Below are 13657 nucleotides of genomic sequence, written 5' to 3'. Positions count from 1 at the left end.
ACGCCCCTTGTGTGATGCACAGCCCTTGCTATGCTGAGCAAAACCCCTTGCTGCGGTGCAGAATTATGAGCGATCTCGGATTTACGGAAATTACCCCAACGGCGGATATCCATGTGTCACAACATGGTGGCCGGGCGAAATGCCTGCAACGGCTGATCCGGCTCGATATGCCGGTGCCGCGCACCATGGCGCTGTCTTTTGACGCGGTGCGGGCGGTGTCCGCCGGGGAAATGCCCGATCTGGATGCGATGCTGGCGCGCTTTGGTTCCGACCCTCTGGTCTCGGTGCGGCCGTCCTCGGAAGATTCCGACTGGGGCGGGCCCGGTGCGATCCTGAATATCGGGATGAATGACGTGGTTCACGCCAAGCTCATGGAAACACACGGGGAAATGGCAGCGCACGCGCTTTACCTGCGCTTTATCCAGGCCTATGCGGTGCATGTCTGGCGGCTGGACCCGGACGAATTTGATGAGTTTTCGCAGCCCACGGCTGACACGGTTCAGGCAGCACTCGACCTTTATGAAGAAGAAACGGACAGCTATTTTCCGCAAGACCCCAAAGTGCAACTGACCGAGGTGCTGCGCTCCATGTCGCGGGCCTGGCAGGGCACCACGGCGCGGCTTTTGCGCGAAGCCAAAGGCGCGCCCGCGGATGCGGGGCTTGGCCTTGTTGTGCAGCAGATGGCGCTTGGGGTTGGGCGCGATATCTGTGGCTCCGGCGTGATCCAGTTCGTGAACGGCCAGACCGGCCATCGAGAGCTGCGCGGGCGCTACCTGTGCAAAAGCCAGGGGCGCGATGCGCTGACCGATGCGGATGACCGCGATGTGATGTATCTGACCCGTGACCCGCGCGGTCGATCGATTGAAGAGGTCTTGCCGGAAATGTTCCAGGCGCTTCTGGACTGCGGCGACCTGTGCCGGACCCGGCTGCGTGAGGAGATGGAGGTCGAATTTACCATCGACAATGAGGAATTGTTTATCCTCGACGCGGTGCGCGTTGCCCGCAGTGAACGCGCCAATGTGCGTATCGCGGTGCAGTTGGCAAAAGAGGGGATCATCACCCGTGAAGAGGCGGTGATGCGCATTCCCCCCCGCGCCCTGACCGAACTTCTGCACAGTCAGGTCGATCCCGAAGGCGCGCGCGACGTGTTTGTGTCGGGCATTGCCGCAAGCCCGGGTGCCGCAACCGGTAAGATCGTCTTTTCCGCCCGCGATGCCCAGGCCATGGCCGCGCAGGGCGAGGATTGTATCCTGGTGCGCCGGGAAACCAGCCCCGAAGATATTCGCGGTATGCATGCCGCCCGGGGGATCCTGACCATCCGAGGTGGCATCACCAGCCATGCGGCGGTGATTGCCCGCGGTCTTGGTCTGCCCTGTGTGGTGGGGGCCAACGGTATGACGTTGGAAAAGAAGAACAAAAAGATCATTTCCACCCAGGGGCGCGAGCTGCGCGAAGGGGATGTGATCACCATTGACGGCGCCAAGGGCGAGGTCTTGTTCGGGGCGGTTGGCATGTTGCCACCCGAATTGGGCGAGAGTTTTCAGACCCTGATGTCCTGGGCAGATGAGTTTCGGGACATCGGTGTGCGCACCAATGCGGACACGCCGCCAGATGCGCGCAATGCACGGATGTTTGCGGCAGAGGGCATCGGCCTTTGCCGGACGGAACACATGTTTTTCGACGATGATCGCCTGCTGGCCATGCGCGAGATGATCTTTGCGGACCAACCCGAAGACCGGCGCGCGGCCCTTGCCCGTCTGCTGCCGATGCAGCGGGCGGATTTCACCGAACTGTTTGAGATCATGCAGGGGCTGCCGGTCTGCATCCGTCTGTTTGACCCGCCGCTGCACGAGTTCCTGCCGCATGGTCGTGAAGGGATCCGTGAGCTGGCGGAGGCTTTGGACCTTGGCATGTCAGCGGTGGAACGTCGCGTGGCTGGCCTGCGGGAGTTCAACCCGATGCTGGGGATGCGTGGTGTGCGCCTTGGGGTCACGGTGCCGGAAATCTACGATATGCAGGCCCGCGCCATCTTTGAAGCCACGCTGGATGCCTCCAAATCTGGAAAGCCGGTGGTGCCGGAAATCATGATCCCGCTGGTGTCCGCCAAACGTGAGGTGGAAATCGTCAAGGCGCGCATTGATGCGGTTGCAGCGGCGGTTCGGATCGAGCGCGGCGAAGAATTCACCTATCGGCTTGGGGTGATGGTTGAAACGCCCCGTGCCGCGCTGCAGGCGGGGGAAATCGCCAAACATGTGCATTTCCTCTCCTTCGGGACCAACGACCTGACCCAGATGACCTATGGTCTGTCGCGCGATGATGCGGGGCGGTTCATGGGGGAATATGTCAGGCAAGGCGTTTTTGAAGAGGATCCGTTCCATGTTCTCGACACGGACGGGGTGGGTGAACTTCTGGAAATCGGGGCGCAGAGGGGGCGTGAAGAAGATCCGGATCTGACCCTTTCGATTTGTGGTGAACATGGCGGTAACCCCGAATCAATCCGCTTTTGCCGCGACAAAGGCTTCTCTTATGTGTCCTGTTCCCCCTTCCGTGTGCCCGTCGCCCGGCTGGCGGCCGCGCATTTGGCGGTTGCCGCCAAGCTGGGGGGAGGGGGCTGACCAGCCACAATATGTTGCGGTGCAGCATAAATTTCTCGGCATGAAACAGCGACCAGTGGGGCGGGGTATTTCGTCGCACTGGACGTGAAGGGGTTTTTCGCGTAAATCGCCTCGTCAACTGGCCATCCTGGATGGATCTTAGTGGAACTGGAGTGGGCGAAATGCTGAAAACCAATGTAACGACCTTGTTGCGTGCGATCGCACTCGGATCGGTTCTGGCCGCCGCGCCTATGTCCCTTATGGCCGATGCGGATGGTGCCGGACGCGAAACTGGAGCAGCGAGTGGGGATGAAAACCCGATGGTCCTGCTGTTCACCAAGCTGTTTCAGAAAGAGCGCGCAGGTCTGGAAGCCATGCCGGAAGACCAGATTGAGAAACTGGCCAGTCTGGACGCAGATCCATCCGCGAGTGGCGCGGCCAATCGCTATACTCGCAAATGGCTGGCCGCCCAGCCCAAGGCGCGCGGGGGGGATCAATGGCAATGCCTGACCGAGGCGCTTTACTTCGAGGCGCGCGGGGAAAGCTTGAAAGGTCAGTTTGCGGTGGCTGAGGTGATCCTGAACCGTGTGGATCATGCCCGTTTCCCGAACTCGATCTGCGGCGTGGTCAATCAGGGGACCGGTCGGAAATACCAGTGCCAGTTCACCTATACCTGCGACGGGCGGGCCGAGGTGATCCATGAACCCAAAGCCTATGAAAATGTCGGCAAAGTGGCCAAGGCCATGATTGATGGCGCGCCGCGCAGCCTGACCAAAGGCGCCACCCATTACCACACCACGGCGGTGAACCCGAAATGGGCCAAACGGTTTGAGCGCACCGCAAATATCGGCGTGCACCGTTTTTACAAGATGCCGGTGCGCGTGTCGTCCAACTGATCCCTTTTCTGGGTGCGCTTTCCCGCCTTGGCCTGTCGGAACCGGCTGGTCTTTTGGTGGCGTTTTCAGGCATTATTGCGCAAAACATTTGCGCAGTATGGGATCAGCACCGCTATGGACAACAGCACAGCCTTTCAGCCGCTTGAAGCGCGCGCCATCGAGATGGGCGGCCCCAACCCGCCAGACCGGATCTCGGTGCGGGATCATACGGTTAAGGTTGAAATTGGCGCCTTTCAGGCGGAGCGTGACGTCACCCAGAGGCTTCGATTTTCGGTTGTGGTCGAGGTGGCCCCCAGCACGGGCGCACAAACCGATGACGTGGATGACATCCTGTCCTATGACGCGGTGACCGAAGCCATCACGGGTGAGCTTGCCGCGGAGCGGCTGAACCTGCTGGAAACCCTTGCGGAACGTATTGCTGAGCGGATTTTGCGCGAACCGCAACCGCTGCGCGTCTTTGTGCGGATCGAAAAGCTCGACCGGGGGCCTGGCAATCTTGGGGTTGAGATTGTGCGTGGCCGAACCGGGCAACAGGCCGCGTCTCCAACTGAGGCACCCCGCCCGCGCCTGATCCATCTGCGGGCAGGGGCCATCGCTGCCCCCGGACTGACCAATGCCCTTGATCGCTGGGAACAAGACGCAGCCCCGGTTGTGCTGCTGGTTGGCCCCGGTGAGGGGCCTGTCCCGCAGGTTCAGGACCCATCCAGCCAGCGCCGCATCAACCTGCTGGCCATTGAGCAAAACGCCTGCGTGCTTGCGGCCCGTGATCCGCGCATGAAGGCGGTGGGGACGCGAACAGAGCTGGATTGGGGGATGAAAAACGGACAGATCTCTGTCTGGGCCCCAACCAAGATGGTTATGGATGCGGTTGATGGCCCGGCGGAGCTGAGGCCCGAAACCCTGCTTGAGTGGCTCGGGCAGGAGCTGGGAGCGGCATCCGCTTGCCAGATTTCAGACCCAGACGGGTTGGAGCGCGCGCTGTGACCCGGCGCTACCAACCGATCCCACGCATGGGCGCGCCGTATTCCGGGCGCGCGCTCGCTGGGTCTGCGGATCTCTGGTTTGATCAGGTGATGTGGCGGGACCGCACGGGGGCGTCAGGAGTGACGGTGCTTGACGATTGCCCGCAAGAGGTGCTTGCCCGCCTCTCGTCGCCGCGTGCCGCAATTGCCGGACTGTCGCTGGATCGACCGCGTGTGATGGGGATCCTGAACGTTACCCCAGACAGCTTTTCCGACGGGGGGGATCTGGCCACGGTCAGTGCCGCCGTGGCACGGGCGCGGGCGATGGAGGGGGATGTGGATATCCTCGATATCGGAGGGGAAAGCACTCGCCCCGGTGCTCTGGAAGTTGATGTGGCGGAAGAAATCCGCCGCACCGCGCCTGTGATCCGTGCCCTGCGGGATGCTGGCATCACAACGCCGATCTCAATCGATACCCGCAAATCCGCAGTGGCCGAGGCGGCGCTGGAGGCGGGGGCGGATATGGTGAATGATGTCTCGGCGTTCGAATTTGACCCGGAGCTTGCCCATCTCGTTGCGGAACGCGATGTGCCCGTGTGCCTGATGCATGCCAAGGGGCTGCCTGAAAACATGCAGGATGACCCGCGGTATGAGGATGTCACGTTTGAGGTGCTGGAACATCTCGAAGCACGGATTGCCCTGGCTGAGGCAGCGGGGATCCGCCGGGATCGTATTATCACCGATCCGGGAATTGGGTTTGGTAAAACACTGCAGCACAATGTGATTTTGCTGCGCGCGCTGGCCTTGCTACATGATCTGGGACTGCCGATCCTGCTGGGTGTGTCGCGCAAGCGCTTCATCGGGGCGCTGGGTCAGGCGGATGAGGCAAAAGACCGCGCGCCCGGCTCTATCGCCGTGGCCCTGGATGGGGTCCGGCAGGGTGCACATATTCTTCGCGTGCATGATGTCCGGGAAACGGCTCAGGCATTGCGATTGCAAAACGTATTGATGACGAGGGACGCGTTGTGACGGAAAAACTGTTTGGCACGGATGGGGTGCGTGGATTGGCCAATAGCTGGCCGATGACGGCGGAAATGGCGCTGAAACTGGGGGCTGCGGCCGGGCGACATTTTCGCCGGGACGGATCCAACGGGCATCGGGTTGTCATCGGTAAGGACACGCGCCTGTCGGGGTATATGATCGAAAACGCCCTGACCGCCGGGCTGACCTCAACCGGTATGAACGTGCTGCTGCTGGGGCCGGTGCCGACACCGGCGGTTGGACGCATGACACATTCGATGCGGGCAGATCTGGGGATCATGATTTCGGCCTCGCATAACCCGTTTCACGACAATGGGATCAAGTTTTTTGGCCCCGACGGCTTCAAACTGTCTGATGCGGATGAGGCCGAGATTGAGCGGCTGGTGCAGGCTGGTGTGGATCCGGTGCAGCCGCAAAATATCGGGCGGGCCAAGCGGATCGAAGAAGCGCGCCAGCGCTATACCGAATATCTGAAAACCACCTTCCCCGCGCAAAAACGCCTGAGCGGGATCAAGGTCGTGGTGGATTGCGCCAACGGGGCGGCCTATCGCACCGCGCCAGACGCGCTTTGGGAGCTGGGGGCCGATATCGTGACGGTCGGTGTATCCCCTGACGGGACCAACATCAACAAGGGCTGTGGATCGACCGACACGGCGCTCGCGGCGAAAACCGTAATCGAGACGGGTGCGGATCTGGGGATCTGCCTGGACGGAGATGCCGATCGGATCATGATCATCGACGAGACGGGCCGGGTGGCAGATGGCGATCAGATCATGGCCATGTTTGCCAGTCATTGGGCGCGCCAGGGAATGCTCAAAGGGGGCACTTTGGTGGCAACGGTCATGTCCAATCTCGGGCTGGAGCGGTTTTTGCAGGGGCAAGGATTGGATCTTCTGCGCACCAAGGTCGGGGACCGGCACGTGGTCGAGGCAATGCGCGCGGGTGGGTATAATCTGGGCGGCGAACAATCCGGCCATATCGTGATGAGCGATTATGCCACCACCGGTGACGGTCTGCTGGCCGGGATCCAGTTTCTGGCCGCGATGGTTGAGACCGGACGCCCTGCGTCTGAGCTGTGCCAGATGTTTGAAACCGTGCCGCAACTGTTGAAAAACGTGCGCTACGGTGCCGGGCAGACCCCCCTTGAAATCTCCAGCGTTCAGGCCGCGATTTCGGACGCGGAAGGCGTGCTTGAGGGCAAGGGACGGCTGTTGATCCGCAAGTCCGGGACCGAACCCCTGATCCGCGTGATGGCGGAATGCGAGGATGAAGGGCTGTTGTCTGAGGTGGTCGAAGGGATCGTTGCCGAGGTTGAGGCCGCGGTGTCCTAAAGCGTTTCGGCTTTAACCTGACGCAAGAGGAAACCGAAACGCTGTAAAAGAAATCAAAGTTGTGGGCGTTTCGGAATAAACATGTGTCTCAAGTTTATCCCGAAACGCATTAATCTTGGGGTTACCCGCGCATATGTTCGAAAATGTAAAGATGGTGCCCAATGCACCGCCTTTTTCTTTGTAAAAATTGAAAATGTTCAAGTGTCAGTCTCGCGCGCAAACAAGCGGGTCAGGGCGCCGAGTTGGCTTATCGCCACACCGATCAGGATCAGGAGCATTGCCCAGATCAGGCTGGAGGGCAGCGCCTCCCCCAACAGGACCGCCCCAAGGAACAGGGCCCAGAGCGGCACCTGGTAGTTGACCAGGCTGAGAAAGGTGGGGCCTGCCCGCCGCACAAGGATCACCAGAAAAATCTGGGCAAGTGCCGTTGGAAAGATCCCCAGAAGGATCACGGAAAGCACCGGTAGGGCGGATGGCAATTCGCGCGGTATCCCCTCTTGCCACAGGGCTACGGGCACAATCATTACGGTCGCAGCCACAAGGGCCGTGGCCGCAAATGCGCGGCGATCCACATCCGGGCACAGGCGCGCGACGATAGAGCCAATCGCGTAACAGGCCCCGGCTGCCAGGCAGACAAGACGGGCAGTATTTTCCAGCGCCAGCCCCGTGCTTTCAAAGGCAGACGGGCCGATCAGGACCAAGACCCCGGCAAGCCCGATCAGGATGCCAATCAGGCGGCGCAGCGTGATGCGTTCTCCTGACACAAGGAAATGGGCCAGAATAAGGGTGATCAGAGGCATGGCCGCCATCGACACCCCGGCAAAACCTGACGCGACATAGGCCTGCGCCCAGCCCAGCAGGAAAAACGGAATGGCGTTGGAAAAGGCCCCCATCGCGATCGCCGCCGCCCAGACAGCAATACCATTTGGAGCAGAGAGGGCCGGCATGCGTCGCCCGCTTGCTTTTGCGAACACAACCAGCAAAAGCGCCCCCAGAGCGATGCGATAGGCTGCGATGCTGAGCGGGCCAAACCCTTGAAGGGCGACGGAAACCCCCATGAAGCTTGCCCCAAAAAACAGGCCAAGTATGGCAAGGATGAACCAGTCGAGGCGGGTAGGATGTGTCATGCTCCGACATCTGGCATATTGGTATTTCTTGTAAAAGCGAATTCGTCCGCCGGGGCGTAAGTGACCAATGGGCAAAAATGGCGTAAGATAGGGCAGGAGACTGCCATGTTGCCGCCGATCATCAAAACTGTCCGCTCCCCTCTGCCGCGTGAAGAACTGTTTGAATTCTTTACACTCGGACTTGGCAATTGGTGGCCGGTTGCGACCCATTCCGTCTCGGCAAATATGGGGGGCCTACCGCAAGAGGTGCATTTCGAAACCCGGGAAGGGGGCCGGATATATGAGGTCCTGCCAAAGGGGGACGAGGCACTTTGGGGGCGGGTGCTGCATTGGGATGCGCCATCCAGAGTCGTATTTTCCTGGCATCCCGGCCGCGATCCGGGGCAGGCCACTCGGGTTCAGCTGCGGTTTGTCCAACTGGCCACCCAGACCGAGATTGAGCTGATCCATGATGGATGGGAGGCCCTCGGCGATGAGGCGTCAACACAACATGCCGGGTATGATCCCGGCTGGGATTACGTGTTTGGCCAGTGTTTTATGGAGAAGCTGGTCTAACGGTGGGGAATGAAAAAAGGCGCCCCAATTGGGACGCCTTTCAACAGAAGCGGGGAAAGCCCGCGCTCTGTCTTAGTTCTTTTCCTGGTCAACCAGCTTGCCAGCCGAGATCCACGGCATCATGTCGCGCAGCTTCTTGCCGACAACCTCGATCTGATGCTCGTCATTGTGGCGACGGGCAGCTTTGATGGTCGGCTGACCAACGGCGTTTTCCAGCATGAAGTCGCGCACGAATTTACCAGTCTGGATGTCTTCCAGCGATTCTTTCATGGCTTTCTTGGTGGCCTCATAGGGCAGGATGCGCGGGCCGGTGACGTACTGGCCGTATTCTGCAGTGTTCGAGATCGAGTAATCCATGTTGGCGATGCCGCCTTCATAGATCAGGTCCACGATCAGCTTGGTTTCGTGCAGACACTCGAAGTAAGCCATTTCCGGAGCGTAGCCAGCTTCAACCAGGGTCTCGAAACCGCAACGGATCAGCTCAACGATGCCGCCGCACAGAACAGCCTGCTCGCCGAACAGGTCGGTTTCGCACTCTTCGCGGAAGTTGGTCTCAATAATGCCCGAGCGACCACCACCGATGGCCGAGCAATAGGACAGGCCGATTTCCAGCGCTTTGCCGGTGGCGTCGGTGTCAACGGCCACGAGGCAGGGCACGCCGCCGCCTTTGACATATTCGCCGCGCACGGTGTGACCCGGGCCTTTCGGCGCCATCATGATCACGTCAACGCCTTCTTTCGGCTCAATCAGGCCAAAGTGCACGTTCAGACCGTGGGCAAACGCGATGGCTGCGCCCGGTTTGATGTTGTCGTGAACGTATTTCTTGTAGGTCTCAGCCTGCAGTTCGTCGGGCATGGTGAACATGATGACGTCACACCAGGCAGCGGCTTCGGCGATGCCCATGACTTCCAGACCTTCGGCCTGTGCTTTCTTGGCCGAGGCCGAGCCTTCGCGCAGGGCAACCACAAGGTTCTTGGCACCCGAGTCACGCAGGTTCAGCGCGTGGGCGTGGCCTTGCGAACCGTAGCCCAGAATGGCCACTTTCTTGTCTTTGATCAGGTTGATGTCGCAATCGCGATCGTAATAAACGCGCATGATTTTCCCTCGCGGTTCGTGTTGCGGTGTGTGTTTGAGGGCATCATAGGCAGTGCAATCCGGGATGCGAGATGAGAATGGTTGGAAGTTTTGGAATAATTGATATAGTTCATGCGCAAAAATAGAAAAATATGGAAAAATCATGCTCGATGATCTTGATCGGCGCATTCTGCGACAGATGCAGGCGGATCCAATGATGTCAACGCCGGACCTTGCGGACCGGCTGGGGCTTTCATCGGCCCGGCTCACGCGGCGGATCGAGCGTCTGCGCGACCGCAAAGTGCTGCGTGGACCGCGCGCGGTGATCAACTGGCAAGCTTTGGGGTATGCGGTAGAAGTCAGTCTGCGGGTGACGCTGGACAAAACCCAACCGCGCGCATTTGATGACTTCATCGAAGCGGCGCGCACGATTTCCGAAGTGATCGAGATCCAGACATTCCTTGGCCGGGTGGATGTGCGCCTCTCTGTGATTGCGCGTGATATGCCACATTATCAGTCGATTTATCGCAACCAGATCCTCGCCCTTCCGCATATTGCCGATATTGAAGCCCTGATGCATGTGGCGCGGATCAAGAATGATGACGGTTTGCCGCTATGATGGAGCTTGATGACATCGACCGTACGCTTCTTCGGGCCTTGGAAGAGGATGCAACGAAATCCGCTGGGGCGCTGGGGCGCGAGGTGGGGCTGTCGCAACCCGCCACCTGGCGGCGGATCAGGCGCCTGACTGAAGAGGGAGTGCTGGCTGGCCGGCGGTTGGATCTTGACCGAGAGGCGCTTGGATTTGGGGTGGCGGTGTTTCTTGGTGTGAAACTTGCCACAAAAGGCCGTGTCAGCCTTGAAGATTTTGAACGCGCCGTTTCTGCTATTCCTGAAGTGCAGACGGTTGAGCATGTGCTTGGGCTTTATGACTATCGCCTGCGCGTCGTGGCGCGTGACCTTGCCGATTTTGAACGGGTTTTGCGTCGCCGTATCATGACCTTGCCCGGGGTTGGGGATGTTGAGGCCAATGTGCTCTTGTCTGAGGAGCGCAGACCGGGTCCTCTTTAGGCCGCCGCGCCAAGATCTGTGGCCCGCCGATACCTCATGTTGAGAATTTCGAACAGGCAGTCCATCGAACTCATGAGGCTTTCCGGGGTGAGTGAATAATAGGTTTCCTGCCCCTTGCGCTGGCGTGAAAGCAGCCAGGCTTTTTCCATCTCACGCAGGTGGTGCACCAGGGGTGTGGTTCGGATTTTGGTGGCGGCCTGAAGGGTCTGAAAGGACATTTCTGCTTTGGGCTGGGCGGCGAGCAGGCGGAAAATGGCCATGCGCCGCGGGTGCGAGAGAGCGGTCAGGCTGGCGGAAATATCCTCATTTGTGCTGTCGATCATGGTAGACCTTTGTCGTTCAGAGTGCGTTCTTGAAATGTTCTTTCATCATGAAGGTGAATGGTTAATGTGCGGTGAAGCATGCCCACACTGCTTGACTGGACGGAAGGGAAGCGCATTTCGAAGAAAACTAGAAAACTAGAAAACTAGAAAACTAGAAAACTAGAAAACTAGAAAACTAGAAAACTAGAAAACTAGAAAACTAGAAAACTAGAAAACTAGAAAACTAGAAAACTAGAAAACTAGTTTTCTAGTTGTTAGGCGGGCAGATAACGTGATGCTGGCCTGAGGGGGCCTTGGGCAATAAAAAAAGACGCGCCGGGTGAGCGCGCCTTTCTTAATGCCATTTCCGGTCGGTCAGCCTTTGCCACCAGCCATCATGATCAGCAGGACATAGATCACGGCAACCAACCCAAGCGCAACCAGACCCACACCGGGCAGGCCAAGGGTCAGGAAACCCCCTGCAAGCGCAACAATGATCAGGGCGCAGATACCCCAGGCCATTTTTTCTGCCTTGGCATCGGCAGCTTTTTGTTCGGGGGGCAGTTCGGCAGCCATGTGCGTTTCTCCTAGAATTTTGCTTGCCGCCTTATGCTGCAGCTGTTCACGAAAGGGAATGCTGTATTTTCAAATTGTGCCATATGGTCGCATGGCTGGTGGCCAGCCCTTCGGTGCTTCCGTGGGGACGGTTCGACAGGGGGATGTCGAAAACTGGGCTTCTATCTCGGGCCAAGCCCCGCTCTCATAACGGTTTTTCGCATCGGAGCGACATCGTGCACTGCCTTGAGGCCCATCAGGCGAACCGCCTGCATGGTCCCGTCGCCAGAACGGGTGACACGGTTGAACAGGTCAATGGCGCGGGCGCGTCTGGCAATGTCAGCGCTCCGCACCTTGGCATAGGCCGCCATCATTGCGGAATCACCCAGCCCCGTCGGGCGGGCTTGTGCCAGGTCCAGCAGGGCGATGACATCATTCAGCGAAGTATTCAGCCCCTGAGCTCCGATCGGCGGCAATGCATGTGCCGCTTCGGCGATCACCGCAACCCGCCCCGCAGTCAATTGATCAGCGGTCTGTGTAATGATTGGCCAGACAGAGCGGTTCCCCTCAAGCCGCATGCGCCCCAGCAGTCCGGTGGAGCGATGAAACATCACCTCTTCAAACTCCCGCACCGGCATCTGCATCAGTTCGACCGCACGCGGCCCCTTGTTCATCCAGACAATGGCCGAGGCATTGCGCCCGTCTATGTCGGGCAATGGCACAATCGTGAAAGGACCGCCCTCGTTGTAGATTTCGGTTGAGATATTGTCATGTGGCAGCTCATGCGTAACCGTGAAGGCGAGGGATTTCTGACCATAACGTGTGGTGCTGACAGTGATCCCGGCCGCCTCTCGTAGGGGAGAGAATTTGCCATCGGCCGCCACCGCCATCCGGGCGCGCACCCGCGCGCCATTGTCCAGCGTGACAATCGCCTCCTCCGAACGGTTCACGATTGATTTGAACCCGTGACCATAAAGCGCGGTGATATCAGGCTGATCCTGCAGATATCCCCAGATTTCGCGCCGCACGACCCAGTTCATCAGGTTCCATCCGAAAGGGTCGTTGCTCATATCCGCGGACTGAAACACACGGCGGTCCCGAATTTCCGGAGGCCACCCCACCGTGTCGATCACGGCCAGCTGGTCCAGCGGTTTGGCATGCGGCGCAAGCACGTCCCACAGGCCGATCCGGTCAAACAGTCCACGTGCCGGCTGTAAAAACGCGGTGGAGCGCAGGTCGGATTTTTCTTCATCTGCCGTGGTGACCGGCACAAAAGGATCCGCAAGCAGCACTGAAAATCCGGCTGCGGCAAAGGCGCAGGCCGTGACCTGCCCGGCGATCCCCCCGCCGGAAATGAAAAGATCCACGTTGTAATCGGTCATAAGGGCCTCAACTTGTCAGGTGGGATAGAAATCCCGCAAGATCATCGGTGTGATGGTGGATATGCTGGGCGGGGACTGCGTCGGGCGCCACATGCACGGTGCGCATTCCCAGGTCATGTGGCACTGCCAGATTGCGGGGATCATCCTCGAACATAGCCGCCTGTCGAGGTGTGATCCCATCCCGCGCAAACACCGCCTCGAATGCGGCACGGTCCGGCTTTGGATGGAAATCCGCATGCTCCACCCCATAGATTGCGTCAAACAGCCCGGACAGCCCGCGCGCCTCAAGCACCCGTTCTGCGTAAGGGGCTGAACCGTTGGTATAGACAATTCGCCGCCCGGGCAGTGACCTGATCCGGGCCGTCAGCGCCGGGTCCGGCTCCAGCGCGTCGAAGGAGATATCATGCACATCGGTCAGATAGGGGGCCGGGTCCACATCATGCTCTCTCATCAGGCCCGCAAGGGTTGTTCCGTGATCGCGCCAATAGGTCTGCCGTAGGTGGTTGGCCTTGTCCCGGGACACGCCAAGCTCTCGCATGACCCAATCCGTCATCCGCTGCTCGATCTGGTCAAACAGCCGGACCGAAGGGGGGTAGAGCGTGTTGTCGAGGTCGAACACCCACTCCGAGATATGCGCAAACTGATCAGCTACCATGGCGTAAATCTATCCTCTCGGCCCGATGGGGGAAAGGTGGGAAACGCGATCAGGACGCATCTGCGACGAGATGTGACGGCTTGGGGTTTGCTTTGTGGCGCTTCGCTGTGCA

Annotated in this window: 14 protein-coding genes; 8 read left to right on the top strand and 6 right to left on the bottom strand. The window is 59.5% G+C overall.

Going from position 1 to position 13657, the window contains the following annotated elements; all coding sequences use genetic code 11:
* Window positions 1-65 precede the first annotated feature (65 nt).
* From ppdK to glmM, 5 genes are all read left to right on the top strand, one after another.
* On the top strand, window positions 66-2615 hold the full coding sequence (gene ppdK, locus K3J57_RS10185) for a pyruvate, phosphate dikinase (RefSeq protein WP_259795685.1): 2550 nt from the start codon (window positions 66-68) through the stop codon (window positions 2613-2615).
* Window positions 2616-2776: 161 nt separating this feature from the next.
* Window positions 2777-3490, top strand: coding sequence for a cell wall hydrolase (locus K3J57_RS10180; protein ID WP_259795683.1), 714 nt, complete (start codon window positions 2777-2779; stop codon window positions 3488-3490).
* A 114-nt stretch (window positions 3491-3604) separates the two neighbouring features.
* Window positions 3605-4474, top strand: coding sequence for a dihydroneopterin aldolase (locus K3J57_RS10175; RefSeq protein ID WP_375542804.1), 870 nt, complete (start codon window positions 3605-3607; stop codon window positions 4472-4474).
* 26 nt (window positions 4475-4500) lie between these two features.
* Entirely contained in the window at window positions 4501-5481 is a 981-nt protein-coding gene (gene folP, locus K3J57_RS10170) for a dihydropteroate synthase (RefSeq protein WP_375542842.1), read from the top strand.
* Window positions 5478-6824, top strand: a complete 1347-nt coding sequence (gene glmM / locus K3J57_RS10165) for a phosphoglucosamine mutase (protein WP_259795681.1) — start codon at window positions 5478-5480, stop codon at window positions 6822-6824. The genes folP and glmM overlap by 4 nt, the downstream gene beginning before the upstream one ends.
* Window positions 6825-7021: 197 nt before the next feature.
* Here glmM and K3J57_RS10160 read toward each other — a convergent pair whose 3' ends face one another.
* Window positions 7022-7951, bottom strand: a complete 930-nt coding sequence (locus K3J57_RS10160) for a DMT family transporter (RefSeq protein ID WP_259791435.1) — start codon at window positions 7949-7951, stop codon at window positions 7022-7024.
* Window positions 7952-8056: 105 nt separating this feature from the next.
* On the opposite strand from K3J57_RS10160, the gene K3J57_RS10155 reads away from it, so the two are divergent.
* Window positions 8057-8506 carry an SRPBCC domain-containing protein gene (locus K3J57_RS10155; protein ID WP_259784263.1) on the top strand — a complete coding sequence of 150 codons (450 nt, stop codon included), beginning with the start codon at window positions 8057-8059 and terminating at the stop codon, window positions 8504-8506.
* 72 nt (window positions 8507-8578) lie between these two features.
* Here K3J57_RS10155 and ilvC read toward each other — a convergent pair whose 3' ends face one another.
* Window positions 8579-9601, bottom strand: coding sequence for a ketol-acid reductoisomerase (ilvC, locus tag K3J57_RS10150; protein WP_259774025.1), 1023 nt, complete (start codon window positions 9599-9601; stop codon window positions 8579-8581).
* 142 nt (window positions 9602-9743) lie between these two features.
* Between ilvC and K3J57_RS10145 the strand changes: the two genes are divergently transcribed.
* Both K3J57_RS10145 and K3J57_RS10140 read left to right on the top strand, forming a co-directional pair.
* Window positions 9744-10199, top strand: coding sequence for an Lrp/AsnC family transcriptional regulator (locus K3J57_RS10145; RefSeq protein WP_173485684.1), 456 nt, complete (start codon window positions 9744-9746; stop codon window positions 10197-10199).
* Entirely contained in the window at window positions 10196-10651 is a 456-nt protein-coding gene (locus tag K3J57_RS10140; protein ID WP_055189896.1) for an Lrp/AsnC family transcriptional regulator, read from the top strand. Before K3J57_RS10145 ends, K3J57_RS10140 begins: the two co-directional genes overlap by 4 nt.
* Here the strand turns inward: K3J57_RS10140 and K3J57_RS10135 are convergent.
* From K3J57_RS10135 to K3J57_RS10120, 4 genes are all read right to left on the bottom strand, one after another.
* On the bottom strand, window positions 10648-10974 hold the full coding sequence (locus K3J57_RS10135; RefSeq protein ID WP_259791432.1) for an ArsR/SmtB family transcription factor: 327 nt from the start codon (window positions 10972-10974) through the stop codon (window positions 10648-10650). The two genes, K3J57_RS10140 and K3J57_RS10135, sit on opposite strands and share 4 nt — an antisense overlap.
* Before the next feature lie 354 nt (window positions 10975-11328).
* Window positions 11329-11529: a hypothetical protein gene (locus K3J57_RS10130; RefSeq protein ID WP_259795680.1), complete on the bottom strand. Its 201-nt coding sequence runs from the start codon at window positions 11527-11529 to the stop codon at window positions 11329-11331.
* Window positions 11530-11690: 161 nt separating this feature from the next.
* Window positions 11691-12890, bottom strand: coding sequence for an FAD-dependent monooxygenase (locus K3J57_RS10125; RefSeq protein ID WP_259795678.1), 1200 nt, complete (start codon window positions 12888-12890; stop codon window positions 11691-11693).
* Window positions 12891-12897: 7 nt separating this feature from the next.
* On the bottom strand, window positions 12898-13545 hold the full coding sequence (locus tag K3J57_RS10120) for a pyrimidine 5'-nucleotidase (protein ID WP_259791427.1): 648 nt from the start codon (window positions 13543-13545) through the stop codon (window positions 12898-12900).
* Window positions 13546-13657: the final 112 nt, after the last annotated feature.

Origin of the sequence: Aliiroseovarius crassostreae (genome assembly GCF_025137635.1) — a bacterium.
Classification (GTDB): Bacteria; Pseudomonadota; Alphaproteobacteria; order Rhodobacterales; family Rhodobacteraceae; genus Aliiroseovarius; species Aliiroseovarius crassostreae.
This window is presented reverse-complemented; position numbering and strand designations above follow the sequence as displayed.